This is a genomic window from Xanthomonas sp. JL1 (assembly GCF_038405005.1).
Genome location: NZ_JBBYGR010000056.1, coordinates 1 through 26,605, shown reverse-complemented (window position 1 = coordinate 26,605; position 26,605 = coordinate 1). Strand labels below are relative to the sequence as shown.

Here is a 26,605-nt window from a genome sequence, read left to right as displayed (position 1 = left end):
CCAACGTTTCCACGCTTTTCTCCAGCGCGGACACGATTGGGGTCCGAGGCCTACTCGCTGAGCTTGCGAATCAGCTTTTCCCAGTCCTCGCGCAGCTTGCCGTCTGCCTCCATCAGCGTGCGGATCTGCCGGCAGGCATGCAGCACGGTGGTGTGGTCGCGGCCGGCGAAGGCATCGCCGATTTCCGGCAGGCTGTGTTCGGTGAGCTCCTTGGCCAGCGCCATCGCCACCTGGCGCGGACGTGCCAGCGAACGCGTGCGGCGCTTGGAGAGCAAATCCTTCATCTGCAGGCCGTAGTAGTCGGCTACTGTTTTCTGGATGTTGGGGATGCCGATGGCCTGTTGCTGCGCGCGCAACAGGTCGCGCAGCGTCTCCTGGGCGAATTCCACCGTGATCGAGCGCCCGGTGAAGTTGGCGCGCGCCACCAGCGTGTTGAGCGCGCCTTCCAGGTCGCGCACGTTGGAGCGCATCTTCTTGGCGATCAGAAATGCCACGTCGTCGGGAATCTCGGCGCCACGCTCGCGTGCCTTGGCCAGCACGATGGCTGCACGGGTTTCGAAATCCGGCGGATCGATCGCGACCGACAAGCCCCAGGCCAAGCGCGACTTCAACCGCGGCTCCAGGCCCTCCACTTCGCGCGGGTAGCGGTCGCAGGTCAGGATGATCTGCTGGCGGCCATCGAACAGCGCGTTGAAGGTGTGGAAGAACTCTTCCTGCGTACGGTCCTTGCCCGCGAAGAACTGGATGTCGTCGATCAGCAACGCATCAATCTGCTGGAACTGGCGCTTGAACTGATCCATCGCCTTGTCCTGCAGCGCCCGGATCATCGCGCTGAAGAACTGTTCCGAACGCAGGTACATCACCTTGGCAGCCGGTTTGGCTTGCCGCAGTGCATTGCCCGCCGCGAACATCAGGTGGGTCTTGCCCAGGCCGGTGCTGCCGTACAACAGCAACGGGTTGTGCGCCCGGTCGCCGGGCTTCTGCGCGGCCTGGATCGCGGCGGCCAGACCCAGCTGGTTGCTGCGGCCTTCCACGAAGTTGGCGAAGGTGTAATGCGAATCCAGGTTGCCGGCGAACGGCGCGATCGGCGCAGCCTGCGGCGCAATGGTCGCCGCGACGGGTGCCGGAGCCGGCTCGGGCGCACGTGGACGCGACCCCACGGCCAGCGCCACTTCGCCATTGCCGGCAAAATACGCCAGCAACTCGCGGATGCGCGGCAGGTAGCGTTCGCGGACCTGGTCGACAATGAAGGCATTCGGGGCGTACAGCACGATGCTGTCGCCGCGGTCTTCGGCTTGCAGGGGTTTCAACCAGGTGTGGACATCTTCGGGCGGGAATTCAGCTTCGAGACGTTCCAGACAGCGGGGCCAAGCATCCATCAAAGTATGATCATCTGTTGCTGGCTGCGGCGCGCAGAAAGGCGCCGTGCACGCAGCCCGGTAGTGAAAAGAGGATGGGCCAGACTAGCACCGGGGACACGGTTTTCCCAGAGTTATTCACAGGTCCATCCACAGGCGGCGGTCAGCGTCAGCTGCGGCGATGCGCGCGGGTTGTTGACCAGGGCTGTAGCGGACCTATAGAATTACCGGTTATATTCGTCTCCATTCATGCAGAGGGCCCCATGGCCACCAAGCGTACGTTCCAACCCAGCAACCTCAAGCGAGCACGCGACCATGGCTTCCGCGCACGTATGGCAACCGCCGACGGCCGCAAGATCCTGGCTCGCCGCCGCGCCAAGGGCCGCAAGCGCCTGAGCGCTTGACTGCCGCGCCGCTCCCTGCGGCCAAGGCAGTCCTTACCGTGAACGCATCGAACCCGTGCAGGCGATTTCCTCGCTCTGCGCGGGTTCGTACGCGTGCGCAATATACGGTCGTTTTCGACAACGCACGCCGCACCTCGGATCCGCTATTGAGTCTGCACTGGCGCACTGGCGATACCCCGCCGCGCCTGGGCATGGCGGTGTCGCGCAAGGTCGATACGCGTGCGGTCGGACGTAACCGCATCAAACGTGTGTTGCGCGATGCCATGCGACATCTCTTGCCTGAGTTGCCCGGTGGCGATTACGTCATCGTGGCGCGCTCGGCAGCTGCAAAAGCGACCAATCCGCAGATCCGCGACGCCTTCCTGCGTCTGCTGCGCCGTGCCGGCGCATTGCCCCTACCTGCTGCGCCCGGCACAATGCCGCCCGCCAGGACGATGCACCCATCCTCCCTTTCCCCGACAGAGCCGGACCTGTAGTTCCGACTGAGCGAGTTGCTGCCCGATGAACCAGACCCGTGTTTTCCTGATTTTTGCCTGGCTGATGGTCGCGGCGCTGCTGTGGATGGAGTGGGGCAAAGAAAAAGCGGCTGCCAATGCGCCCGTGGCGGCTGCGACGCAATCGGTGCCGGCGGCACGTGATCTGGATGCGGCAACGCCAAGCGCGGCGAATGTGCCCGCAGCTCAGGCGATTCCGCAGGCTGGTGCGCCGGGTAAGGTTCCGGCAACCAGCACCACCACCGCGACACCGGCTGCTGCCGGCACTGCACCGGTGGTCACCCTGACCTCGGACGTGCTGCGCCTGAAGCTGGATGGCCGCAGCGTGCTCGACGCCGAGCTGCTGCAGTTCCCGCAGACCAAGGACGGCACCGCGCCGGTCAGCCTGCTGACGGAAGACGCGGCGCACCCGTACAACGCCACCAGTGGCTGGGCCAGTGAGCATTCGCCGGTGCCGGGCGTCGGCGGCTTTCGCGCAGAACAGCCTGGCACGACGTTCGAACTCGCCAAGGGCCAGAACACGCTGGTGGTGCCGTTCGTGTGGAATGGCCCCAACGGCGTGTCGATCCGTCGCACCTTTACCCTGGAACGTGGTCGCTATGCGATCTCGATCAAGGATGAAGTGATCAACAAGAGCGCCGCGCCGTGGAACGGTTATGTGTTCCGCAAGCTGAGTCGGGTGCCGACCATCCTCAGCCGCGGCATGACCAATCCGGATTCCTTCAGCTTCAACGGGGCGACCTGGTACAGCCCGCAGGCAGGCTACGAGCGTCGTGCGTTCAAGGACTACATGGACGACGGCGGCCTCAATCGCCAGATCACCGGCGGCTGGATAGCGCTGTTGCAGCACCACTTCTTCACCGCGTGGATTCCGCAGAACGACCAAGCCTCGCTGTATGTGTTGAACAAGGACGGCCCACGCGACGTGGCCGAGTTGCGCGGCCCGGCTTTCACCGTGGCGCCGGGCCAGACCGCGACCACCGAAGCGCGCCTGTGGGTGGGTCCGAAGCTGGTCAGTCTGATCGCCAAGGAAGACGTGAAGGGGCTGGACCGCGTGATCGATTACAGCCGCTTCTCGATCATGGCCATCATCGGCCAGGGCCTGTTCTGGGTGCTGAGCCATCTGCACAGCTTCCTGCACAACTGGGGCTGGGCGATCGTCGGCCTGGTGGTGTTGCTGCGGTTGGTGCTGTATCCGCTGTCGTCTGCGCAGTACAAGTCCAGTGCCAAGATGCGCAAGTTCCAGCCGCGCCTGGCGCAACTCAAGGAGCGCTACGGCGACGATCGCGTCAAGTACCAGCAGGCCACGATGGAGCTGTTCAAGAAGGAAAAGATCAACCCGATGGGCGGCTGCCTGCCGCTGCTGATCCAGATGCCGATCTTCTTCGCGCTGTACTGGGTGCTGGTGGAGTCGGTGGAACTGCGTCAGGCGCCGTGGCTGGGCTGGATCCAGGACCTGACCGCGCGCGACCCGCACTTCATCCTCCCGGCGCTCAACATCGCGATCATGTGGGCGACGCAGAAGCTGACCCCGACCCCGGGCATAGACCCGATGCAGGCCAAGATGATGCAGTTCATGCCGCTGGTGTTCGGCGCCATGATGGCCTTCGTGCCGTCCGGTCTGGTGCTGTACTGGGTGGTCAACGGCGGTTTGAATCTGCTTATCCAGTGGTGGATGATCCGCCAGCACGGCGAGAAGCCGAGCAAGATCATCCGGGCCAACGCCAAGTAAGTTGAAGAAGGCCCGCCGCAAGGCGGGCTTTCTGCATGTCAGCCCGCATCTGTTGTCTCTTTCGCCAAGGACGCCGTCGTGACCACATCGCCGTTGCATCGCCTGCTGATGTGCGCAAGTTGCGTGGGAGTGCTGGCGCTGGCCGGCTGTGGGAAGCAGGGCGCGAGCGATGCGGCCTACGCCGCGAAATCCTCTGCTGCAACGACCGCAGGAACGCAGGCCGACAAGAGCGCCGACGCTGCGCAGGCATTGATCGCGCAACTGCGCGAACAGCTGGACCGGCACCGCCGCATCATCGTGCTGCTGGCCGATGAGGACAAGCAGACCCCACGCGATCGCGCCATGTCCAGCAGCGTGGGGCAGCAGCTGTTCCATGAAAATCTCGAGCAGCGCGAACGCATCGCTGCATCGTTCGAAACAGTGCTGACATCCAAGCACGCGAACCGGTTCGCGACGATTGCTGCGGTGCTGGACGAGGTGGAATCGGCGCCGGATCTCTCCGATGCCGACCGCCTCGCCGTTGGCGAGGTATTGCGCGATCTGCATGCGCGCATCGGTCGCGACTCTGCTTTGCCAGCGGTGAAACTGCATCAGCGCATCGGCGAGGATCTGGAGGCGCTGGACGAAATCGAGCGCAGCTACACCAAGGAGCTGACGCAGATCTTCAGTCGCTTCGACCGCAGCCGCGCCATCGTGCCCAAGCGCGAGAAGTGGGACGACTACGTGGCGCATCTGCGCACGCTGTACACGCGCGAGAAGATCCTGCGTGACCATGGCGTGGTGGAGCCGTATCCGTTCTCGGCACGCGACAGCGACAGCGAAGTGTTCGGCCGCGACCTGCCACCCAAAACAGTGGTGCTGACCTTCGACGATGGTCCGCACAAGGCCTATACCGAAGAGATCGTGGCGATCCTCAAACGCTACGACGTGCCCGGGGTGTTCTTCGAAGTAGGGCGCAATCTGGGTAGCCCGGATGCCGCCGGCAAACCCAAACTCGCGCCGCTGTCCAAGATCAGCCGCACGCTGATGGAAGAGGGGTATGCAGTTGGAAACCACAGCCTGACCCACGCGCAGTTGTCCAAAACCACCGGCGCAGCGCAGCGCAGCCAGGTACTGGATACCGACACCTTGCTGCGTGCGGTGGACGACAAGCGCGCGCCGTTGTTCCCGTTTCCGTATGGCGCGCGCACTGCGGAAGGCTTGCAGCTGCTGGGCGAGGCCGGCCTGAAGTCCATCATGTGGAATATCGACTCGCTGGACTGGGCCGACCCGGTGCCGGAATCCATCGTGCAACGCGTGCTCGACCAAGTGAACAAGGCGCAGCGCGGCATTGTGCTGTTCCATGATATTCACGACCGCGCGGTGAAAGCGCTGCCGCAAATTCTTGATCGCCTCATCGCCGATGGTTACCAGTTCGCCGACTGGAATGGTCGCGACTTTTCGGTGGCGCGCGCACCCAGCGCGGTGGCCGATGCCACGGTGACCACCGGCTATGCCCAATCATGGGCGATCGTGATCGGTATCGACGATTACGCACATTGGCCCAAGCTGGAATACGCGGCCAACGATGCGCAGGCGATTGCCAGCACCTTGACCGGACCGCTGGGATTTCCGTCGTCGCAGGTGATCGTGCTCAAGAACGGTGAGGCGACACGCAACAACATCCTCGCCGCATTTCACGACCGTCTCGGCGAAGGCCGCATGCAGACCAACGATCGCGTGTTCGTGTTCTTCGCCGGGCACGGCGCCACGCGCCGGCTCGCCTCCGGGCGCGATCTTGGTTACATCGTTCCGGTCGACTCGGACCCGGAGCATCTGGCCAACGATGCGATCGCAATGAGCGATTTGCAGAACATCGCCGAAAGCCTGCAGGCCAAGCACGTCTTGTTCGTGATGGATGCATGCTACAGCGGGCTGGGATTGACGCGTGGTGGGCCAACGTCCAGCGCGTATCTGCGCGAGAACGCGCGGCGGATTGCACGCCAGATGCTGACCGCCGGCGGTGCCGATCAACAGGTGGCCGATAGCGGGCCCAATGGGCATTCGGTGTTCACCTGGGTGTTGTTGCAGGCATTGGCCGGCAAGGGGGATCTCAATGGCGATGGCTTGATCACCGGAACCGAACTGGCTGCATATGTGGCGCCTGCGGTGCCGGTCGTCTCGGCGCAGACACCGGCATTCGGCAGCCTGCCGGGTTCGCAAGGCGGTGAATTCGTGTTCCAGGTTCCCAGCGGCGAAGAGTTTCTCACTGCAGAGACCGCACAGCTGTCTGCCGATGCGATTGCGCTCAACGGACGCGTGGATGCCGCGCGCCCTGCGCCGGCCACAGCCGGTGCGGCAGCGACGGCAGCGCCGGTCACGGTGAAAACCCTGCAAGGTGGCGAAGCCACGCTGGTGGTGCCCACCGCAGTGAACAGCAGCGACCGCCAACGCGCGCAATTGGCCAACGAACGCGGCTTGCAGTTGTACAAGGAAAAGCGCTACGCCGACGCAGCCGAGCAATTTGCCGAAGCGCTCAAGCTGCGTGCGGATTTTGCACTGGCGGCCAATAACCTTGGTTTTGTGTATTTCCGCCAGGGGCGCTCCGCCGAATCGGCGCGCCGGCTGGAAACTACCTTGAAGATCGATCCGTCGCGTGCGGTGGCCTATCTCAATCTGGGCGATGCGTATGCAGAGGGCGGTGATCGCGAGAAGGCACGCAAGGCCTATTCGACGTATCTGGAGTTACAGCCGCAAGTCAGCGGTGCGGCGCAGGCGCGTGCGCAGCTGCAATCGCTGTGACGCAAGCCGGCCGACACGATGTTGCGCGGAGTCGCCAGCAGGGCGCGACCTTGTCGGCACGGATGGATGAGCCGGAAGGACCCGCGCACAGGTAATAGGCCGCTGGCGATCGTGCAGTGGATTCCATAGACATTTCCCTTTCAACCCACGTCAGAGCAGTGCCCATGTCGTCTTCCACCTCCACCATCGTTGCCATCGCCAGTGCTGCCGGAACCGGTGGCGTGGGCATCGTGCGCCTGTCCGGGCCGCAGTCGCGGCAGATTGCAGTGCAATTAGGTGTTGCGCGTCTGCAGCCGCGGCATGCGCACTACGCGCGTTTCCGCGATGCGCAGGGCGCGGTGATCGATGATGGCATTGCGCTGTGGTTCAACGCGCCGCACAGTTTTACCGGCGAAGATGTTGTCGAGTTGCAAGGCCATGGCAGCCCGGTACTGTTGCGGCAACTGGTTGCCCGTTGCATCGAATTGGGTGCACGTCAGGCACGCGCCGGTGAGTTCAGTGAGCGTGCGTTCCTCAACGGCAAACTCGATCTTGCGCAGGCCGAAGCGATCGCCGACGTGATCGCAGCCGGCGACCTGCGGGCGGCACGCGCCGCGCGGCGCGCACTGGATGGCGTGTTTTCGCGACGTGTCGATGCAGTGGCCCACACCCTGACCCGTCTGCGCATCCATGTCGAAGCGGCCATCGACTTTGCCGACGAGCCGCTCGACACCTTGGGCGGCAACCAGGTACGCGACGGCTTGACCCAGGCGCGCACCCTGCTCGCCCAGTTGCTGCGCGATGCCGAACGCGGACGCACGTTGCGCGACGGCCTGCATGCGGTGTTGATCGGCCCGCCCAACGCCGGCAAAAGTTCGTTGCTCAATGCACTGGCCGGTAGCGAGCGCGCGATCGTCACCGATGTCGCCGGCACCACCCGCGACACCTTGCACGAAGCCATCCAGCTCGACGGCTTCGAGTTGACCCTGGTCGATACCGCGGGCCTGCGCGATGGTGGCGATGCGATCGAACGCGAAGGCATGCGTCGCGCCCGCGCCGAACTGGAGCGCGCCGATCTGGCCTTGGTGGTGCTGGATGCACGCGATCCGCAGGCGGCACGCGCGGCGATCGGCGATGCCATCGATGCAGTACCGCGTCAGCTGTGGATCCATAACAAATGCGATCTGCTCAGCGATGCCGCGCCACTCGACGTCAATGCGATTGCCGTCTCGGCGGTGACCGGTCAAGGACTTGAGCAACTGCACATCCGCCTGCGCGAGCTTGCGCTCGGCGATGGCGTGGAAAGCGTCGATGGCGAGTTCTCTGCCCGCACGCGGCACGTGGAGGCGCTGCGTCGCGCCGAACGACACGTGGACGCCGCCGATTTGGAACTGGGCTTCGAACAACTCGAACTGGCCGCCGAAGAACTGCGCCTGGCGCATGAAGCGCTCGGCGAGATCACCGGGAAGATCAGCGCCGATGACTTGCTCGGCAAGATCTTTTCGAGTTTCTGTATCGGCAAGTGATGCGGTCGTGCTCAGCGTATTGCTACACGCTGAGGTTGTCGGAGTCAGCCCGTGCCACAAGTGCGTATTCGCTTAGCACACCACCTGCGTAGTTAGCGCTGCTGGCGGCATCTGGTGCTTGGCGTCTGAGTGCGCACCCGCCGCTTGACTCTTCCGAGTTACATCACACCAGGCAACACCGTCTTCAGCGCTTCGCGTTCCGCATTACACGCCGCCGCTGCCGCTGCCGTCGGCTGCTTCGCCTGCGCTTTCTCGATCTCGCGGCGTGCGGCGGCCAGGTCTTTTTCGAATGCGGGGTTGCCGTGCAAGGCGGCGACGGCGGCGGCGCCCACCATGCGGCCTTGGATGACATCGCTCTGCCAGTGCACGTTGCAGACCAGGCGGCTATCGCCGAAGGCACGGCCGCGGGCGAGCAGGGCATCGCGGTGGGCGGGTGCGATTTCCGACAGGATCAGGCCCCAGGTCCAGCCGATGGCGGTGTGGCCGGAAGGGTAAGAGCCGTTCTTGCGCAGGGCGGCGTCATCGTCCGGGGTGCACATCGGCTGCGCATTGCGCATGAACGGGCGTGGACGCTGATAGCGCGCCTTGGCGGCACTGGTGGCGGTACTGGCATCGCGCATGCTGCGTTCGAGCACGCGCACCAGATGCGGGGTGCTGGTCTGGTCGATCTGTATGCCGAGCGCGCAGCTGAAATGCGTGGCTGCGGCCGGAAAGCGCAGCACTGCGTCCTGCGCGGCCAGCTCCCAGCGCGGCGTGCCGCGCAGGGCGAGCATGGCCTTGGAAACCGTCTCGTCGTTGGCGAGCGCGGCGCTGTCATCCTGTGGTGGCGGCGGCACCAGCTGCAGGCTGTCGGGCAGTTCGCTCTTTTCCAGGTATCCATGCGCGTCGGTTGCGATCACCGAGCCGGCTGGCGCCGCGCCTTGTCGCGCGCCGGCAAGGCCGCTGCCGACCAGCAAGGCGGCGATGGCGATGCCCGTCAGTGTTCTGCGAGAACGACCTGCGCTGCGCTGCGACATGGGCACACCCTCGACCAACACGAATGGAAGACCTCGCAATATTACGACGCAGAGATGACAGCTGCATGCCAGTGCAACGCACTAACGGCGAGGGATGCGAAAGGTCGTCGTCGCATTGTCATGTTTCGGCAGCATCGACGCAAGACGACTGTCGCACGCTTGCCGCCATCTGTTGACCCGTCCCCAGCACCGCTCATTCTCAAGATCCATCACTTCAGTGCCGCCGTTCTTGCTGCGCTCGTGCTCGCGCCTGCCGCCTACGCTGCCGACCTCGACGTGTCTGCCGATACCGGTACGAGCGTGCAGCAGCTCGATACGGTGTCGGCGATCGGCAAGGGCGAAACGCGCCAGGTGCAGCGCATCACCCAGCAGGACGTTCCGGTGTTGCCGCCGGGCACCAGCATCCAGAAGCTGCTCAACCGCATGCCGGGCGTGAACGTGCAATCCAACGACGCGTTCGGTGCCAACGAAGAGTCGCAGACGATCAGCCTGCGCGGCTTCAACGGTACGCGCCTGGGCTATACGCTCGACGGCCTGCCGCTGGGCGACAACGCCTATGGCAATTACAACGGTCTCAACATCAGCCGCGCATTGATTGCGGAAAACTTCGGCGGTGTGTAGCTGGCTTCGGGCATCGGTGCGCTCGGTACTGCCTCCACCAGCAACCTGGGTGGCACCATCCAGTATTACTCGACCGATCCGTCCAGCGTGTTCGGCGGGGAGGTGTCGCAGACGGTGGGCTCCGATGCCAATCGGCGCACCTTCCTGCGCGTGGATACCGGCGATTACAACGGGTTTTCGGCGTATCTGTCTGGCATCAACGCCGAAGCCGACATGTGGGCGCGGCCGGAATCGCCGACCACCACGCGGCAGTTCAACGCCAAGGGTATGTACCAAGTTCGACGGCGGCAAGCTGACCACATTCGCCGACACCTCGCGCACCTCGCAGGCGGACTATCTGTCCAAGAGCGGCATGGCGCGTGGCCTGGGTTGGGACTGGAATCTGTACGCGCCGGACTGGAACCGCGCATTGGCGGCTGCATATTGCGCGCCAGCCACGCGTAATGCGGCGCGCTGCGGTTTTAGCGGCGGGGTCGATAACATCGAAGATGCGTATTACCAGAGCCGCGCGTTGCGCGACGACGACCTGTTCTATATGGCCGGCGACTTCCAGCCTAACGATGCGATCAGCCTGCACACGCAGGTCTATCACCATGAAAACAAGGGCCAGGGCCACTGGTGGTCGCCGGGACAGGCGTCCAATTCGGGCACGCCACAGGCATTGCCGATTTCCATCCGCAGCACCAATGACTGGATCAACCGTACCGGCGGCATCGCCTCGCTCGGTTGGGACCTTGGCCCGCATCATCTGGAAGCCGGCCTGTGGTACGAGCGCAATCACCATGATCTGGAACGCAACTTCTACTGGATTACCGGCCCGGTCAGCGACGACACGTTCCTGCAGAACCCCAACCGTCGCTTGTTTTCGCAGAACGACGTCATCACCACGCGCCAGTTCTATGTGCAGGGCAACTTCAAGTTCCTCGATGAGCGCCTGAGCCTGGACGTGGGCATCAAGAGCCCGAGCACCGAAATGACCGCGCGCAAAACGCCGGGCGTGGCAGTGAAAGCGCCGGTGGCAACCGGCTTGCTCACGGCCAGCGAATCAGTGTTGCCGCAGATCGGCTTGGGTTATCGCCTCGCCGAAGGCCAGGAAGTGTTCGTCTCGTATGCGGAAAATATCGCCGCATTCCAGGGTGCCGGCGCCGGTGGTCCGTTGCTGGTGACCGAGGCATCGTTCGATGCCAGCGTCGGCGCATTGGAGCCGGAAAAATCGCGCACGCTGGAAGCAGGCTATCGCTTTGTCCGCGACCGCTTCGAAGCCTCGCTGGTCGGTTACGACGTCACCTTCGATAACCGCCTGCTCTCGCTCAACCCGTGTGCCAGCATCCAGCAGGGCACCACGCCGGCGTGCACCACGCGTTTCTTCAACGTCGGCTCGGTGAGCAGCCGCGGCGGCGAACTGACGGTGATCTGGAAGCCGACCAGCGACCTGCAGTGGTACAACTCGGCGTCGATCAACCGTTCGACCTATGACGACAACTTACGTGCAGAACGGCGTGACCATCCCTACCGCCGGCAAGTACACGGTGGATACGCCCAAGCGCATGTTTGCCAGCGAAATCGCCTTCAACTACGAAAACTGGAACGTCAACCTGCGCGGCAAGTACACCGGCCAGCGCTATTACACCTACACCAACGATCAGGGCGTGGGCGGCTACACCTCGTTCGATGCCGGCGCCGGGTATGCATTCGGCCAGGTCGGCGTGCTGCAGGCGCTCAAGCTCTCGCTTAACGTCACCAACCTCACCGACAAGCGTTACGCCTCCAACCTCACCGCGTTCGCCAACACCGACCCGAACGGGCGTCAGCTGGCGTTCCATGCCAGTGCACCGCGTCAGGTGTTTTTGACGCTGGATGCGAAGTTCTGAGGACGGGAATCGGGAATCGTAAGAGCCGTTCTTGCGGTTGCTGACCGATTTCCGGTTTCGATCGACGTAGACAGGTTTAAGCTGGCTAACCAAACGTCGCGCGTGATTTTCCGGCGGGTGCGGACGATGCAGCGGAAGCGGGATGTACAGTCGTAGCTCCCCCGCCGCCTATCGACCAGACTCGCCTGGCGGTGATGTGTCGATTCGGAAACTGTTTTTCGTTGGAGAGATGCATGATGCAGTTCGGTCGTATCTGGTTGGTGGGAGCGATGATGGTTGGCATGAGCGGCGCTGCAGTTGCCGAAGCACCGCTGGCCAGGACGGTGCAGATCTTTGCGCACCGTGGTGCCAGTGCGTTGCGCCCGGAACACACCTTGGCCTCGTACGCTAAAGCCGTTGTCGATGGCGCCGATTTCGTCGAGCCGGATCTGGTGTCGACCAAAGACGGCGTGCTTATCGCACGGCATGAGAACGAGATCGGCGGCACCACCGATGTGGCCAGCCACCCGGAGTTCGCTGCGCGCAAGACGCGCAAGACCATCGACGGTCAGGCGATGGAAGGCTGGTTTACCGAAGATTTCAGCTTGGCCGAGTTGAAGACGCTACGTGCGCGCGAGCGCTTGCCGCAGTTGCGCGGCACGCGCTGGGATGGGCAGTTTCAGATCGTCACCTTCGATGAAATCATCGATTTCGTCGGCGCAGAATCGGCAGCGACCGGCCGCACCATCGGGCTGATTCCGGAGATCAAGCACCCGAGCTATTTCAAGGCGCTGGGTCTGCCGATGGAAGACAAGGTGTTGGCCACCCTGCATGCGCATGCCTACACGCAGACTGCGCCGGTGATCATCCAATCGTTCGAGACCAACAACCTGCGCTATCTGCGCGGCACGATCGGGCGCAGCAGCAACATCGGCCTGCTGCAATTGCTCGGTGGCGCGCAGATGGCGCTGCCCGATGCCGGTACGGGCGATGCACCGAAGACCTACGGGCAGATGATCACGCCGGACGGTCTGAAGCAGGTTGCAACCTATGCCGATGCGATCGGCCCCGACATCCGCAGCATCATCCCGCTGGATGCGCAGCAACGCCTGGGCACGCCCACCAGCCTGGTGCGCGACGCACATGCGGCCGGGCTGCAGGTGCAGCCGTATACCTTCCGTCCGGAAAATTATTTTCTGTCCGCCAACAACCGCAGCGGCGGCCCGATGACCGAGCGCAACGACGCGGGTGCGTTGGTCGAGTTGAAGGCGTATCTGGACGCCGGCATCGATGCGTTCTTTGCCGACGACCCTGGTCTGGCGCGGCGCGCATTGAGCGGGCACACCTCGCGGTAATCAGCATCTGTAGGAGCGCGCCAGAGCGCGACGGGCGCTATCGGTACAGCCCCCATCGCGCGCAGGCACGCTCCTACGCAAGGCAGAGCAACGCCGTCGATTGGTTCGGCGGTCGCCTGAAAAAAGTCTTCAGGCACCTGGCGGCCGTTCGCGCGGCGGGAAATGCAGCACCACGCTCTGCGAGCCATCGTCCTGGTGCTGCCACAGCACGGGCACCTGGCGCGGCGGCGGCGGTTCCAGCATCGCGTGCTCGGGATTGTTCACGTCCCAGGCCGCGTCTTCGTCCGTGTCTTCCCAGCTGTAGCGCGGCTTGGCCTGTTGCGGGTCGCGCAGGCGCAGTAGCAGGGCCGCGATCAGGCCGGCCACCGCACCGCCCAAATGCGATTGCCAGGACACCCCGGCTTCGTGCGGCAGGATGGTCATCAGCATGCCGCCGTAGAACAGGAAGGCGATCATGCTGGTGGCGATCGCGGGTCGGTCGCGACGTAGCAGGCCGAGCACGAACACCAGAAACATCAAGCCGTGGGTGACGCCGCTGGCGCCCAGATGCCGGCTGCCGGGCTCACCCAGCAGCCACGCGCCCAGGCCCGAGCCCAGCCACAACAGCGGCAGCGCCATGACCGTGGCACGCGGATAGACGCTGCCGGCCAGCGTGCCCAGGATCAACAACGCGGTGGCGTTGGCGCCCAGATGCGCAAGCGAGCCATGCAGCAGCGGTGCGGTGAGGATGCCGATCAGGCCGTCTGTCTGCAGCGGCGCCACCGCCCAGGCGCGCCAGTCGAACATGCCCTGGGCGGTGAACACCGCGACCAGCAGCAACACGGCGGCCAGGCTGACGTTGAAGGCACGCAGCACCCGGGAACGATCCAGGCGGTTCTGCGTGGCGGTATCGGGGGAGATAGAGTGCGTTGTCATGCATTCACGGATGGCGGCGTGGTTTTGCCTTTGCAAGCCCCGTGCGCGGGGGATAACCGGATCCGGCGGCGGGATACTGCATTGATCAGCGGCGCAATCACCTGCGCCGCACCGTGCAGATAGCGACGCGTGCCACTGCCCGCGTCAGTGGCCACCCTCTAAAACCGAGCCGCCACGCGATCGCCAAATGCTCCGCAGAAGTGGGCGGAGCGGCCGCAGCCGGCAATGACCATGCAAGGCAAAAAAGGCGCCCACGGCTGCCACAGAAGACAGCCGTCAGCCCTCTGTGTCCTCCGCACATCGCGGCAAGCCCCGCCATCTACCCGCCGCAACCAACCACCAATCCCGAATCCCGACTGCCCAATCGCGGCCCGTCAGTGCCCGGCAGGCTTGGGCGGCCGCAGCAGGCTCAGCACGATGGTGGCGACCAGGATCGTCACCACCACGCCCAGCGACACCAGCACCGGAATCTTGTACAGATCGATGATCATCATCTTGGTGCCGATGAACACCAGGATCACCGCCAGGCCATACGGCAGCAGGTGAAAACGGTCGGCCATGCCGGCCAGCAGGAAGAACATCGCGCGCAGGCCCAGCACCGCGAACACGTTGGAGGTGAGCACGATGAACGGGTCGGTGGTGATCGCGAAGATGGCCGGGATGCTGTCCACCGCGAAGATCACATCGATCACGGCGATCAGGATCAGCACCACGAACAGCGGCGTGAACCAGCGCTTGCCGTCCTTGATCACGCTGAGCAGGTTGCCGTAGTACTGCGGGCTCAGACGCAGGTGGCTGCGCATCCAGCGCAGTACCGGGTTGCGCTCCAGATCTGGCTCCTTGCCGGCGGAGAACCACATCTTGATGCCGGTCAGCAGCAGGAACGCGCCGAACACGTAGAGCAGCCAATGGAACTTGGCCAGCAGCATCGAGCCGGCAAAGATCATGATCGCGCGCAGCACGATGGCACCCAGCACACCGATGATCAGCACGCGCTGGCGCTGTTCTTCGGGCACGCCGAAATACGTCATCACCATCAGGAACACGAAGATGTTGTCGACCGCCAGGGATTTTTCCACCAGGTAGCCGGTGAGGAACTGCAGCCCGATCTGATCGGCCTTGGCGTCGCCCACGCCGCCCTGCAGGTACCACCACAGCGCGGCATTGAAGGCCAATGCCAGCAGCACCCAACCGATGCTCCACCAAGTGGCTTCCCTGAAAGTGACCTTGTGGGCGCCGCCGTGGCGCATCAGCACCAGATCGACCAGCAGCGCGGCGATCACCACCACCGCGAAGCCACCCCATAACCAGACATTGCCAATGGTTTGCATAAGAATCCCGAACAAGCGAAAGCGGCCTGGACAGCCGGCGGGCTGAGGCCTTGTGACACGGCAATCGTGGATTCCGGGTGACGGACCTTCGCCTGTACGGCGAAGGTCTTGTTCGCAACCGGCTGGGCCGGTTGCCGTTGCACCGGAGCGCTGCACATGGCGGGCTGGTCATGACGGCGACAACGCTGGGAGCTACTCCCTTATCTGGCCCGATTCTGCGTGCCCGCCGCAGGCACGTCAATCCAGCCGGATACAATGGGCCGATGAATAGTCCAGTCCCCGTCGTCCGTCTCAAGAATGCCTGGCGCTCCAGCCACCCGTGGATCTTCCAGAAGTTGGTGGAAAAGCCCGCCGCCAAGCCCAAGCCCGGCACCATCGTCGATGTGGTCGGCGTGGACGGGGAGTGGATTGGCCGCGGCTTCTACAACGGCCATTCGCGCATTGCCGTGCGCATTCTGGAAACCGACCAGTCGGTGCCGGTGGATGCGGGCTGGTTTGCGCGCAAGATCGCCGCGGCGGTGAGCCTGCGCCGCGATTGGCTCAAGCTCGATGGCGTGTCCGATGCCTGGCGCGTGGTGCACAGCGAAGGCGACGGCCTGTCCGGCCTGGTGGTGGACCGCTATGGCGACCTGGTGGTGGTGGAGTTCTTCGCCGCCGGCATGTTCCGTCACCGCGAATGGATCTACGACGCGCTGCGCGAACAGTTCCCGGGCTGCCGCTTCCACAGCTTTGCCGACGAACACGTGCAGAAGCAGGAAAGCTTCGACTTCCACAGCAACACCACCACCGAAGCGGCGGTGATCACCGAGCACGGCATCAAGTTCCGCGCCGACCCGGCCGGTGCGCACAAGACCGGCTTCTTCGCCGATCAGCGCGACAACCGTCAGTGGCTGAGCGAGCAGGTCGAAGGCAAGACCGTGCTGGACCTGTGCTGCAACACCGGCGGCTTTGCGGTGTATGCCGCCGCGCGCGGTGCGTCCGAAGTGCTGGGCGTGGATATCGACGAAGACGTCATCGCCATTGCCAAGGGCAACGCCAAGCTCAACAACGTGCGCCCCAAGTTCGTGCAGGCCGACATCTTTCCGTGGCTGCGCGATGCGTCCAATCGGGGTGAGCAGTTCGATGTGGTGATCCTGGACCCGGCCAAGATGACCCGCGACCGCGAGCAGGTAATTCCGGCGCTGAAGAAGTACCTGGACATGAACAAATTGGCGCTGGGCGTGGTCAAGCCCGGTGGTCTGTTCGCCACGTTCTCGTGCACCGGCCTGGTGGCCGAGCAGGAGTTTCTGGACATGCTACGGCGTGCCTCGTATTTCTCCGGCCGCACCATCCAGATCCTGAAAGTGGCCGGCGCCGGCCCGGATCACCCATTCATGGCGCACGTGCAGGAATCGCGCTATTTGAAGGCCGTTTTCTGCCGCGTGGTGTAACCGGGTTGCACGGCCGAAGACGCGGTCTGCCGCATTGCAGGCAGCGTCTTCCCTGGCGCGATGCCATCGTCGGCAAGCGTCGATTCAACGCAGAGCTACAACCAGGAGCCGGCAGCCGATGACGTCCAGCGACGAAGACGAACGCAAGGCCTTGCGCCGGCTGCTGCGCGAGATCGAACGGCCCAATGCCAGCCTGCTGGCCAGCAATTGGCCAGTGTTCGGCGTCTGGCTGCTGTTTTCCGGCGCCTTCATGTATCTGTTCCAGACTGGCGACGGCTCGCCGCTGCATCCGTTGCTGCTGGCGCTGGGGTCCACGTGTCTGGGTGTGTTCGGTGCGTGGATCGTATTCCGCTCGGTGTGGGCGCGGCAGTGGCCGCATGTGCGCGAACACATCGATGTGGACAGCGTGCGCGCGCGGCTGGCGGAGTTGGACGACTGACGCTGCAGCGCGCGTGACGGTTTGCGCGCGCTGGGCTCGCTGGTGTATCCAACACCGCCCGATGACCAACCGGCTGCGCGCGCGGTAGTCGCCAGCATTGCCGTGCCCAGTTCGACACCGTTGCGCGTGGTCGCACCATCGGCATCGCCGTAGCGCCGGCCTCGCAACGCGCGCATCGCTCACGCAATCGCGCCGGTTGGCGTGAGCGATGCGGCGTCCCGCGCGAGGCCGCAGCGCGCGTGCAGCAAGCCGCTAGGATCGGCGCATCCCCCACTGCCTGCGAGATCGCATGCACCTGCGTTCGCGTTCGCTGTCTGTCTGTTGCTGGCGGCTGCGTTGCCCGCGCACGCGCTGGAGTTTTCCAAGGCCGAACTGGAGCGCGCCACCGCGCTGCAACAACGTCTGGTCACGCTGGATTCGCATCTGGACACGCCGGCCACTCTGGAGCGCGCCGACGTCGATGTGTTGCAGACGCATGCCGGCAATCGCCTGTCGCAGGTGCATTACCCGCGCATGGTCGAAGGGGCGCTGGATCGCGGCTTCTGGGCGGTCTACACCGGGCAGGGCCACCGCAGTGCGGCCGCGCATCTGGACGACCGCGACGCCGGGCTGCAGCGCTTGCTCAAGATCCACACGCTGGTGGCCGCGCAACCGCAGCGCTTTGCATTGGCCACCACGCCGGCCGATGCCGCGCGCATCAAGGCCGCTGGCACGCGCGTGGTGTACATCGGCATGAAAAACGCCAGCCCGCTGGTGGCCGACCCCACCGTGCTGCGCGTCTATTACGCGCAGGGGCTGCGCTTGATGAGCACCGTGCACTTTCTCAACAACGCCTTCGCCGACTCGGCCACCGACACCAAAGGGGGCGAGTGGAAGGGCTTGAGCCCGGCCGGCAAACAACTGGTGCAGCAGGCGCAGGCGCCGGGCATCGTGATCGATCGATCGCATGCCTCCGATGCGGTGTTCGACCAGTTGATCGCGCTGTCGCCGGTGCCGATCGTGCTCTCGCACAGCGGCGCGCGTGCGGTCTACAACCACCCGCGCAACATCGACGATGCACGCCTGAAGGTGCTGGCCGTGCATGGCGGGGTGATCCAGGTCAATTCCTACGGCGGCTATCTGGTGGACAGCGGCGCAAGCCCCGAGCGCAAGGCCGCCGAGAAGGCGCTCATCGATCACTACGGCGGCTGGGAGCACGTCAAGATCGCAGACGCCACCAAGCTCAGCGCCGCGCTGAAGGAACTGGATGCGCGCTACCCGATCAAGCGCGCCACCGAAGAGAATTTCTGCGCGCATCTGGAGCATGTGCTGGCGGTGGTCGGGCCCCAGCATGTGGGCATCGGCATGGATCGGGACGGCGGTGGGGGGGGCTGGAAGATGTCTCCGATCTGCCGCGCATCACCGCATGGCTGCTGCGCAAGGGCTACACCGAACAGCAGATCCCCGGTATTTGGGGGCGGTAATCTGCTGCGCGTGATGGGCCAGGCGCAGGCCTATGCGGCGGCGAATCGGGAATCGGGAGTGGGGAAGCGGTAGTGCCGTGATTCGGCAGTGGTGATTGGAGAGTGGCAAGACGCAAAGCGGACATCGCGCGAGTGGGTTGCCGCTGTGCTGCATCGAACCCGGCGGTCGCAGGGAGCGGCGCAGTGCCGCTGAGGGGTGTTCCGTCGGGTGAGCAGCCGGCTCGGTACCAACGGCATGACCGCTGTGGCGTTTTCCCTGGTGCGACATATGCCAGTGCGTCTTGCGCAAATTGGACATTTGCATAAAAAGCGGATTGCACTTTCGCACGCACAGGCAACATCCCGACGACGATTCCGTCAAAACGCTCACTCTAGAATGCGTCGACCCCCAGATGGTGCCGGTGCCAAGACACTGGGGCCGGCTGGCCCACCGACTGCTGGAGCGTGCGATGACCCAAGCCACCCGGCCCCTGCCACCCCCCGATGGCATGGGCCCCACCTACCGCAAGATCCTGTGGCGGCTGATCCCGTTCCTGTTCGTCTGCAATCTGTTCAATTACCTGGACCGGGTCAACGTCGGCTTCGCCAAGCTGCAGATGCTGCGCGATCTGGGCATGAGCCAGACCGTGTACGGGCTGGGCGCGGGGATCTTCTTCATCGGTTACCTCGCTTGCGGGGTGCCCAGTAATCTGATCCTGCAGCGCATTGGCGCCCGGCGCTGGGTGGCGATCATGATGGTCAGCTGGGGCCTGCTGTCCACCTGCCTGCTGTTCGTGCGCACCCCGGCCGGGTTCTACACGCTGCGCCTGCTCACCGGTGCGGCCGAGGCGGGCTTCTTCCCCGGCATCTTGCTGTACCTGACGCGCTGGTTTCCGCGTGACCGGCATGGCCGGGTCACGACCGTCTTCATGTCGGCGATCCCGATCTCCGGGGTGCTGGGGGGGCCGCTGTCGGGCTGGATCCTGGGCTATTTCTCGGCCGGGCAGGGCGGGCTGGCCGGCTGGCAATGGATGTTCCTGCTGCAGGGCCTGCCGACCGTGTTGCTGGGCAACGGAGTGTGGTTCCTGCTCAGCGACGGCGTGCAAGAAGCGAGCTGGCTCAACCCGCAGGAAAAACAGGCCTTGGCCCGCGTACTGGCCGACGACGAAGCAGGCAAGCCGGCCGGTGCGTCCACCTCGCTGCGCGCGGTGCTGTGCAACCCGGCGGTGTGGCTGCTGGGCACGGTGTACTTCTGCATTCAGAGCGGGGTGTATGCGATCAACTTCTGGCTGCCTTCGATCATCCAGGACAGCGGCGTCACCGACCCGGTCCGCATCGGTCTGATGAGCGCGATCCCGTACTTGGCGGCGGCAGTGTTCATGGTGCTGATGGGCCGCTCGGCCGACCGCCGCGGCGAGCGTCGCTGGCATCTGGTGATTCCGTTGCTGATGGGCGCGGCCGGCCTGTGCATCGCCGCCAGCGTCACCGACAACCTGGGCTTGGCCTTGTTCGGTATGACCCTGGCCACGATGGGGGCAGTCAGCGGCTTGCCGCTGTTCTGGCCGCTGACCAACGGCTTTCTCACCGCCGCTGCCGCGGCCGGTGGGCTGGCGCTGATCAATTCCACCGGCCAGGTCGCTGGCTTCGTCAGCCCCTATCTGGTGGGCTGGATCAAGGACACCACCCACAGCACCCAACTGGCGCTGTACGTGCTGGCCGGCGCCATGCTGCTGGGCGCCGCGTTGGTGTTGCGGGTGCCGGCGTGCGCGGTGAACCAGTGATGCGTCCGTCCAAGCGCGTGTCCCCATGAAGGTCGTCATTGCTCCCGATTCGTACAAGGAAAGCCTGTCTGCGCTGGAAGTCGCGACGCAGATCGAGGCGGGCTTTCGCGAGGTGTTCCCCGACTGGCAGTACCAAAAGGTGCCGGTTGCCGACGGCGGTGAAGGTACCGTCGACGCGCTGGTGGCCGCCACCGGCGGGCGGGTGATCGCCTGCACCGTCAGCGGTCCGCTCGGCACCCCGGTGCAGGCGTTTTTCGGCCTGACCGGCGACGGCCGCACCGCGGTGATCGAAATGGCCGCCGCCAGCGGCTTGGCGCTACTGCCGCCGGCCGAGCGCGCGCCGCTGCGCACCAGCACCGCAGGGGTGGGGGAGTTGATCCTGGCCGCCTTGGACGCCGGCGCACGGCGCTTCATCATCGGCATCGGCGGCAGCGCCACCAACGACGGCGGCGCCGGCCTGGCGCAGGCCTTGGGCGTGCGGCTGCTGGATGCGCAAGGCGAGGCGATCGGTGCGGGCGGCGGCGCGCTGGCTGCGCTGGCGCGCATCGACACCGAGGGCATGGATGTGCGGCTGCAGGACTGCCAGTTCGAAGTGGCCTGCGATGTGGACAACCCGCTGATCGGTCCCACCGGCGCCTCGGCGATCTTCGGCCCGCAAAAAGGCGCCACCCCCGGCATGGTGCGCCAGCTCGATAGCAACCTGCAGCACTACGCCGACCTGCTGGAGCGCGACCTGGGCGTGCGGTTGCACGCGTTGCCCGGCGGCGGTGCGGCCGGCGGTCTGGGCGCGGCATTGGTGGCGTATCTGGGCGCGCAGTTGCGGCCCGGCGTGGAGATCGTCGCCCAGGCGCTCGGGCTGGATGCACTGGTCGCCCAGGCCGATCTGGTCATCACTGGCGAAGGCCGTCTCGATAGCCAGAGCCTGCACGGCAAGACCCCGGTCGGCGTGGCGTGGGTAGCGCGACGGCATGCCAAACCGGTGATCGCCATTGCCGGTTGCCTGGGCAACGGCGCCGCGCTGCTGCACGGCCACGGCATCGATGCCATGTTCGCGGTGGTGCATCGCGCCTGCACGCTGGAACAGGCATTGGCCGACGCCGCCAGCAACGTGCGCATCGCGGCGCGCAATGTGGCGGCAACGCTGCAGGTGGGCCGGGTGTTGGCATCGCTGCCGTCGGGTGTCGATGCGTGTTGATGGCAGCACGCCGGTGACATCAGCGGCGCGGGCTTGCGCCCGGTTCTGAAGCGCCCTGTCGGACAGGGTGTTTGGCCAGCGCGCGCCGGATCGAACCACGCCAACGGCGGTCGGCACCGTTTGCACAGATGCTGGGACATAGGCGTGCAACACGCCCCACGCCCAACCACACACGTGGCGAACAGGTGCGTACCGAACATGCCACCGTGACCTCTCTCGATCGCATCAACAGGCCCCAGCCCATGCTCACGCTCGACCGCACCCTGGCGCAGTCCAGCGTCGACCGCGCGATGACCATCATCGACGGCAACGTCGATGCGATGGACCACTCCGGCGTCATCATCGCCAGCGGCGCGCCGGCACGTTTCGGCCGGCTGCACGCGCGTGCACAGTCTGTTCGAGCGCATGCGCGCCAGCAGCCGGCTGCGGATCCGGCTGGCCCTGGTCCAGTATTTTCCGCAGTCCAACGGCCTGGCGTTGTCGCACCAGATCGCGCGCACCACCATGCGCATCGGCAAGGCGCGTGCGCCGCACGCCGATGCATTCTTCTACGACAACTATCGCCTGCCGCTGCTGGCAGACGACCTGCGTCAGGCCTGGCAAGCCGAGCAATTGCGCAAGCCGCTGCAGGCATTGCTGGCGCAGGACCGTCGCGGCCAGTTGTTGAAGACCTTGTCGGTTTGGTTTGGTGCCGGCATGCGCATGGCCCCCACCGCCAAGGCGCTGGGCATCCATCGCAATACCCTGAGTTACCGCATGCAGCGCATGCAGGAACTGTGCGCAGTGGACCTGAGCAACACCGACGACTGCATGCGCCTGTACCTGGCGCTGCAGATGCGCGACGACAGCGCCGCCACCGTGGCGAACATGGACACGGCCAGCGCCGACTGAGTGCCGCACCACCCGCCCAGCGCGCCCAATGCGGTGCTGTGCAGTGGCGCACGGAACGCCGCCTTGGCTGATATGCGCATTCCGCTAGACTGGGCAAAGTGCCCGGGCTCGAGCATTCCATTGAATCAGTGCGATACCGCCGTGTCAGCCACCCCCAGCGAGGCCGAGCGCCTGGCGCATCTGGCGTTGCTGCAAGTGGTCGACACCGACGCCGAACCGTTCTTCGACGCACTGGCCGCTGCCGCACAGGCCAGTGCCGGCCCCCCCATCGCGGTGGATGCAGTCACTGCCTTGGATCACGCGTTGGAAGCGCTGAGGAACCCCTGATCGACGGTACGCCCAGAGCAGAACACCATAGTTCGGCAACTAGCCATGCACCATGGTTTGTCCAAAGCTGCACAAACTATGGTGTTCGCCCCACGTGTCACTGGCGACAAGAGCACCGAACTGGAAGGCGCTGCTGAAAAAAAATGTGGGCAAGGTGCAGCGCAAGGCCGGCGAAGTCGCCGATAACGTGCGCGACGCTGTCAAATCGACCAAGTAAGTTGGTTGCATCGCAAGCAGGCGGATGCCTGCCGCGCTGTCAACCGCCGCATCGCATGCGGTGATGCCGCACAAATAGTGCACGATCGCTAACGCCCAACTTGATCGGGGCGTTGGCATTCTTGTAGGGGTTGGATGCACCCGACTGTTCTGCTCGCTTGGTGTCGGACCACAAGCTCTTTGCGGCCAACCAAGCCATTGCGCAGGAAAGGGCGCTGACGCAGCAGCAAGAGCTGGCGCGTGGAATGAACGAGCCTAGCCAGGGCGGGCTGTCCCGCTGGATCGCACGCGTGTGGAGCACCACGCCGCCATCAGAGCTCGATGACGACCTGCATTGCATCACCTCACACCCCCCGATGCACGCCCAACACGCGGTGTGCGTCTGCCCATTGCGCGCTAGCGCAGCGCAAGCGCTGCAACTTGACCCTAGCCACCACCACCCGCACACTCCCGCGCGGAGCCTAGAAACTCCACACACAGCGGCACCCACCTCCGAGTTTTGGTGGGTTTTTTGTGTCCGGCCAAAAGGCTTGGCACGGCTCGGCGTTCTCGCGCCGGGAGGGCGGCGAATACAACACCCGCAAGGGGAATAAGCCCGCCGGCTGTGTGCGGTTTCTAGCCTCCCGGCATCCCGCTGCGTTGTGCAGCGGGAGCCAGCCCATGGCAAGGAGAGCGGCATGCACGACGAACCCGGCTACTGGATGTCCGAAGGCACGCAATACCACCTGCTGCGCGTACGCGACCAACTGCGCCTGCTGGCCACCTTGGCCACACCGCGCACGCGCGAGGAAGGCGCTATGGGCATGCCGGCCATTCCGCTGCAGCAATGGGCACATTGCCTGCAGCACTTGGCTGAGCAGGTGGATGATGTGCTGGGGGATTTGGGCACCGCCCGGTAACGCACTTTCTTCGATACAAGCAAGGCGCCATGTGATCGAGCACGCAAGCTCGCACGGACAAGCGACCTGATCCGCCCGCGCGTGCAGCGCGTGGGCTAGGATCAGTGCATACAGGGGGAACACCATGGACAGGATCACCATCATCGCGCGATGCATCGTGCTGGCAGCGTCAGCGCTGTGTGTCGCCGCGTACATGCAGCCAGCGCATGCACAAGGCATGCGCTCGGCCACCGGCACGGCAACAAGCAAGTACATTGCGCCAACGCCGCAGCCGTATAACGCGATGGCGCGCGACACCAACGCACGATCCTGGGACGGGTGTTGCGCGATCTGCAACGCAAGCTGGCCCAGCAGGAACCGTCGGTACGTGAGCGCATCGGTGTCTGGTTGGAGCGCGCACACCGGTTGTTGACACAGCGTCCCAAGGACAAACAGAAACTCTACGCGTTGCACGCACCGGAAGTGGACTGCATGAGCAAGGGCAAGGCAAGCAGCCCCTACGAATGTGGCGTCAAGGTCGGCATTGCGGTGAGTGCGCGCAAGGGCGTGATCGTGGGCGCGCGCAGTTTTCCCGGCAATCCCTACGACGGCGATACGTTGGCCGAGCAACTGGTACAGGCGCGCGGGCTGCTGCAGGATGTGGATGTGATCCCGCAGGTGGCGATTGTGGACTTGGGGTATCGCGGGCGGGACGTGGAGGGTGTGCAGATCCTGCATCGGGGCAAAGCCAAGACGCTGACACGACGGCAATGGCGCTGGATCAAACGACGGCAAGCGGTAGAGCCGGTGATCGGACATCTGAAACAGGACTGCCGCTTGAATCGCTGCCATCTCAAAGGCGCCCAAGGCGATGCACTGCACGTGCTCGGCTGCGCCGCTGGCGACAACCTGCGGTGGCTGCTGCGCTGGATCGCCTGTTTGCGTGCCTGGTTGCAGGTGGTGCGGGCGCGACCCTCAACGTGCTCAAGCATCATGTGGCCAGCAAACATGGCATTTGGTGTTTGAGAGGGTTTTTCAGGGGCGACTAAGAAGACCGCAGGCGTGGCGGGGCGACGATTGCGCGCGCCGGGGTCTACACAGCGAATTGCCGAAGCGGTGGTCGGCTCCATGCTCCCGCTTCTGTCGTCGGTGACCCAGGCGCCGAGCCTGGCGCTTCATTGAAGACACACGTGGCGCGACGGAGGCAGGAGTAGGCGGCCGAGGGTCATGCCTGCACGAAGCTTTACGCATACGCATCACAATGCGGTGCCGGCCGCGATGCCCTCGCCGATGGCGCGCGCGGGCGGCTTGTGGCAGCCTGTAGGTGCAGCACGGTGATCGGCAAAGGAGTGATGTCATGCGCAGGATGTGGATCGTGGTCGGAGATCCGACCAGTGGTGGTGGCCAGGTGATCACCGGTTCCAGAGAGACCGACGTCGACGGCCTGCCAGTCGCACGCGTCGGCGATCGCGCGACGTGCCGCAAGCACAAAGGGATTTTTGCCATCGTCGACGGCGATCCCACGATCATCATCGAAGGCCAGCCGGTCGCGCTGGACGGTGCCCACCTCGCCTGCGGTTGCACGATCAGCACGCAGCGCCAGTCGCGCAACTACGTGGAGTTGGGGGCCGGAACAGACAGCCAGTCACTTGCCCCGCTTGCTTCGGAATCGCCCGGCATCGCTATGCCTCTGGATAAGCCGCCTGTCTGTCTGGAATGCCTGCTCTCCGGCGCCGGCGAAGGCGCGCCACTGTTGAGCCGCACATGAGGACCTGGTATCAATTCGCAGTCATAGATTGCGCGGTGGATCCGACCTATCTCTCCACGCTGCAACATCATGCGGCGGCGTCAGACCTCGAAATTCGCTCGTTGTTCGAGCATCAACCGGAGGCCGAGCACGTGGCCGCCTCGCCATGGTTGATCGAATTGCCAATCGGGGCGGTGCATCCGGGGTTGGATACGTGGCTAGCGCAACTTGGACGCACTGCAGCCGGTGCGACGCGCCTGGCATCGGAAGTACCCTTCGACGAACTGTTCACACACTTGGAGCAACAGCTCGACGTTGAGCTGCCAGACGGCAGCCTGGCGCTCATGCGCTTCTACGACGCGCGTGCCTGGCTGCGCTACATGGAGGTACTGACACTGGCGCAGCAATTGGAACTGCTCGGCCCGATCCTCGAATGGCAGGTCATGGCGCTTGGCCAACATTGGACGCTGTCCCGAGACGAAGCGCGCAAGCTGCAGGAGACCGCCGATGCTGCAGCTGACACCTGAGCAATACGCCAAGCTCTGCCTGCCCGATCCGGGCAGCTTTTTGCCACGTCTGGCTGCGGAAGTACGCCGCGACCACCCTGCTGCGGTGTCCAGCCGGGACGATGCCCAACTGCTGGCGGACGTGCAGACCAGCTATCGCCACGCCGTCAACGCCTTCGGCATGACTCACCTGCCAACACTGGTGGGCTGGGTCAAGGCTGACGTCGCCTGGGCGCGAGGATTGCGTGATCAGCCCCTTACCAAGGTATGGTTCGCACAGACCAACACCCCCAACCTGACAGCGGCCGACTTGCTCGCCATGCTGTCATCGGATATCGACTGAAAGGAGCACCGCCATGGTCGCCGTACCCGTTCCGATTCCGCCGCCGCC

General features: G+C 64.7%; 18 protein-coding genes and 6 pseudogenes. 20 read left to right on the top strand and 4 right to left on the bottom strand.

Annotated features, from left to right (window positions below):
- Window positions 1–50: 50 nt before the first annotated feature.
- Window positions 51–1,379 (bottom strand): chromosomal replication initiator protein DnaA, encoded by a 1,329-nt coding sequence (gene dnaA / locus WJW29_RS13370; RefSeq protein WP_011407161.1) that lies wholly within the window; start codon window positions 1,377–1,379, stop codon window positions 51–53.
- Between the two features lie 242 nt (window positions 1,380–1,621).
- Here dnaA and rpmH point away from each other — a divergent pair, with 242 nt between their 5' ends.
- The 5 genes from rpmH (at window position 1,622) to mnmE (ending at window position 8,274) form a co-directional block, all read left to right on the top strand.
- A complete protein-coding gene (gene rpmH, locus WJW29_RS13365; protein ID WP_002805908.1) occupies window positions 1,622–1,762 on the top strand; it encodes a 50S ribosomal protein L34 in 141 nt (46 codons plus the stop codon).
- A gap of 38 nt (window positions 1,763–1,800) precedes the next feature.
- Window positions 1,801–2,238: a ribonuclease P protein component gene (gene rnpA, locus WJW29_RS13360; RefSeq protein ID WP_041182346.1), complete on the top strand. Its 438-nt coding sequence runs from the start codon at window positions 1,801–1,803 to the stop codon at window positions 2,236–2,238.
- A gap of 25 nt (window positions 2,239–2,263) precedes the next feature.
- A complete protein-coding gene (gene yidC, locus WJW29_RS13355) occupies window positions 2,264–3,988 on the top strand; it encodes a membrane protein insertase YidC (protein ID WP_011260891.1) in 1,725 nt (574 codons plus the stop codon).
- A 78-nt stretch (window positions 3,989–4,066) separates the two neighbouring features.
- Window positions 4,067–6,769: a polysaccharide deacetylase family protein gene (locus tag WJW29_RS13350; protein WP_011260890.1), complete on the top strand. Its 2,703-nt coding sequence runs from the start codon at window positions 4,067–4,069 to the stop codon at window positions 6,767–6,769.
- A 164-nt stretch (window positions 6,770–6,933) separates the two neighbouring features.
- Complete coding sequence (gene mnmE, locus WJW29_RS13345; protein ID WP_011260889.1) at window positions 6,934–8,274, top strand: tRNA uridine-5-carboxymethylaminomethyl(34) synthesis GTPase MnmE; 1,341 nt, start codon at window positions 6,934–6,936, stop codon at window positions 8,272–8,274.
- Between the two features lie 158 nt (window positions 8,275–8,432).
- Here mnmE and WJW29_RS13340 read toward each other — a convergent pair whose 3' ends face one another.
- Complete coding sequence (locus tag WJW29_RS13340) at window positions 8,433–9,290, bottom strand: phosphatase PAP2 family protein (protein ID WP_011409859.1); 858 nt, start codon at window positions 9,288–9,290, stop codon at window positions 8,433–8,435.
- Between the two features lie 240 nt (window positions 9,291–9,530).
- On the opposite strand from WJW29_RS13340, the pseudogene WJW29_RS13335 reads away from it, so the two are divergent.
- A pseudogene (locus tag WJW29_RS13335) lies at window positions 9,531–11,782 on the top strand (TonB-dependent receptor).
- A gap of 233 nt (window positions 11,783–12,015) precedes the next feature.
- On the top strand, window positions 12,016–13,116 hold the full coding sequence (locus WJW29_RS13330; RefSeq protein WP_012446485.1) for a glycerophosphodiester phosphodiesterase: 1,101 nt from the start codon (window positions 12,016–12,018) through the stop codon (window positions 13,114–13,116).
- A 129-nt stretch (window positions 13,117–13,245) separates the two neighbouring features.
- On the opposite strand, the gene WJW29_RS13325 is transcribed toward WJW29_RS13330, so the two are convergent.
- Entirely contained in the window at window positions 13,246–14,031 is a 786-nt protein-coding gene (locus WJW29_RS13325; protein ID WP_011260886.1) for a rhomboid family intramembrane serine protease, read from the bottom strand.
- Window positions 14,032–14,405: 374 nt separating this feature from the next.
- Complete coding sequence (locus WJW29_RS13320; RefSeq protein ID WP_011260885.1) at window positions 14,406–15,362, bottom strand: TerC family protein; 957 nt, start codon at window positions 15,360–15,362, stop codon at window positions 14,406–14,408.
- Between the two features lie 263 nt (window positions 15,363–15,625).
- Between WJW29_RS13320 and WJW29_RS13315 the strand changes: the two genes are divergently transcribed.
- The 13 genes and pseudogenes from WJW29_RS13315 (at window position 15,626) to WJW29_RS13255 (ending at window position 26,557) form a co-directional block, all read left to right on the top strand.
- Window positions 15,626–16,792 carry a class I SAM-dependent rRNA methyltransferase gene (locus tag WJW29_RS13315; protein ID WP_027704146.1) on the top strand — a complete coding sequence of 389 codons (1,167 nt, stop codon included), beginning with the start codon at window positions 15,626–15,628 and terminating at the stop codon, window positions 16,790–16,792.
- Window positions 16,793–16,910: 118 nt separating this feature from the next.
- Window positions 16,911–17,231, top strand: a complete 321-nt coding sequence (locus tag WJW29_RS13310; RefSeq protein WP_010364861.1) for a hypothetical protein — start codon at window positions 16,911–16,913, stop codon at window positions 17,229–17,231.
- 273 nt (window positions 17,232–17,504) lie between these two features.
- A pseudogene (locus tag WJW29_RS13305) lies at window positions 17,505–18,767 on the top strand (dipeptidase).
- 376 nt (window positions 18,768–19,143) lie between these two features.
- Window positions 19,144–20,454, top strand: a complete 1,311-nt coding sequence (locus WJW29_RS13300) for an MFS transporter (protein WP_041182532.1) — start codon at window positions 19,144–19,146, stop codon at window positions 20,452–20,454.
- Window positions 20,455–20,479: 25 nt separating this feature from the next.
- Window positions 20,480–21,649 carry a glycerate kinase gene (locus WJW29_RS13295; protein ID WP_011260879.1) on the top strand — a complete coding sequence of 390 codons (1,170 nt, stop codon included), beginning with the start codon at window positions 20,480–20,482 and terminating at the stop codon, window positions 21,647–21,649.
- Window positions 21,650–21,891: 242 nt separating this feature from the next.
- A pseudogene (locus WJW29_RS13290) lies at window positions 21,892–22,540 on the top strand (helix-turn-helix domain-containing protein).
- 72 nt (window positions 22,541–22,612) lie between these two features.
- Window positions 22,613–22,816, top strand: a pseudogene (locus tag WJW29_RS13285) (sensor domain-containing diguanylate cyclase); the annotation flags it as partial.
- A gap of 144 nt (window positions 22,817–22,960) precedes the next feature.
- A pseudogene (locus tag WJW29_RS13280) lies at window positions 22,961–23,084 on the top strand (CsbD family protein); the annotation flags it as partial.
- A gap of 676 nt (window positions 23,085–23,760) precedes the next feature.
- Complete coding sequence (locus WJW29_RS13275) at window positions 23,761–23,982, top strand: hypothetical protein (RefSeq protein ID WP_005921785.1); 222 nt, start codon at window positions 23,761–23,763, stop codon at window positions 23,980–23,982.
- 297 nt (window positions 23,983–24,279) lie between these two features.
- Window positions 24,280–24,987: pseudogene (locus tag WJW29_RS13270) on the top strand (transposase); the annotation flags it as partial.
- 331 nt (window positions 24,988–25,318) lie between these two features.
- Window positions 25,319–25,729, top strand: coding sequence for a PAAR domain-containing protein (locus WJW29_RS13265; protein ID WP_027704109.1), 411 nt, complete (start codon window positions 25,319–25,321; stop codon window positions 25,727–25,729).
- Complete coding sequence (locus WJW29_RS13260; protein WP_044757268.1) at window positions 25,726–26,235, top strand: DUF4123 domain-containing protein; 510 nt, start codon at window positions 25,726–25,728, stop codon at window positions 26,233–26,235. The genes WJW29_RS13265 and WJW29_RS13260 overlap by 4 nt, the downstream gene beginning before the upstream one ends.
- Entirely contained in the window at window positions 26,216–26,557 is a 342-nt protein-coding gene (locus WJW29_RS13255) for a hypothetical protein (RefSeq protein WP_041182345.1), read from the top strand. The genes WJW29_RS13260 and WJW29_RS13255 overlap by 20 nt, the downstream gene beginning before the upstream one ends.
- Window positions 26,558–26,605: the final 48 nt, after the last annotated feature.

Excerpts from the sequence above, each read along its gene's own strand:
- dnaA (WP_011407161.1), bottom strand. The coding sequence starts at position 1,379 with ATGGATGCTTGGCCCCGCTGTCTGGAACGTCTCGAAGCTGAATTCCCG.
- rpmH (WP_002805908.1), top strand. The coding sequence starts at position 1,622 with ATGGCCACCAAGCGTACGTTCCAACCCAGCAACCTCAAGCGAGCACGC.
- yidC (WP_011260891.1), top strand. The coding sequence starts at position 2,264 with ATGAACCAGACCCGTGTTTTCCTGATTTTTGCCTGGCTGATGGTCGCG.
- mnmE (WP_011260889.1), top strand. The coding sequence starts at position 6,934 with ATGTCGTCTTCCACCTCCACCATCGTTGCCATCGCCAGTGCTGCCGGA.
- WJW29_RS13340 (WP_011409859.1), bottom strand. The coding sequence starts at position 9,290 with ATGTCGCAGCGCAGCGCAGGTCGTTCTCGCAGAACACTGACGGGCATC.
- WJW29_RS13330 (WP_012446485.1), top strand. The coding sequence starts at position 12,016 with ATGATGCAGTTCGGTCGTATCTGGTTGGTGGGAGCGATGATGGTTGGC.
- WJW29_RS13325 (WP_011260886.1), bottom strand. The coding sequence starts at position 14,031 with ATGACAACGCACTCTATCTCCCCCGATACCGCCACGCAGAACCGCCTG.
- WJW29_RS13320 (WP_011260885.1), bottom strand. The coding sequence starts at position 15,362 with ATGCAAACCATTGGCAATGTCTGGTTATGGGGTGGCTTCGCGGTGGTG.
- WJW29_RS13315 (WP_027704146.1), top strand. The coding sequence starts at position 15,626 with ATGAATAGTCCAGTCCCCGTCGTCCGTCTCAAGAATGCCTGGCGCTCC.
- WJW29_RS13310 (WP_010364861.1), top strand. The coding sequence starts at position 16,911 with ATGACGTCCAGCGACGAAGACGAACGCAAGGCCTTGCGCCGGCTGCTG.
- WJW29_RS13300 (WP_041182532.1), top strand. The coding sequence starts at position 19,144 with ATGACCCAAGCCACCCGGCCCCTGCCACCCCCCGATGGCATGGGCCCC.
- WJW29_RS13295 (WP_011260879.1), top strand. The coding sequence starts at position 20,480 with ATGAAGGTCGTCATTGCTCCCGATTCGTACAAGGAAAGCCTGTCTGCG.
- WJW29_RS13275 (WP_005921785.1), top strand. The coding sequence starts at position 23,761 with ATGCACGACGAACCCGGCTACTGGATGTCCGAAGGCACGCAATACCAC.
- WJW29_RS13265 (WP_027704109.1), top strand. The coding sequence starts at position 25,319 with ATGCGCAGGATGTGGATCGTGGTCGGAGATCCGACCAGTGGTGGTGGC.
- WJW29_RS13260 (WP_044757268.1), top strand. The coding sequence starts at position 25,726 with ATGAGGACCTGGTATCAATTCGCAGTCATAGATTGCGCGGTGGATCCG.
- WJW29_RS13255 (WP_041182345.1), top strand. The coding sequence starts at position 26,216 with ATGCTGCAGCTGACACCTGAGCAATACGCCAAGCTCTGCCTGCCCGAT.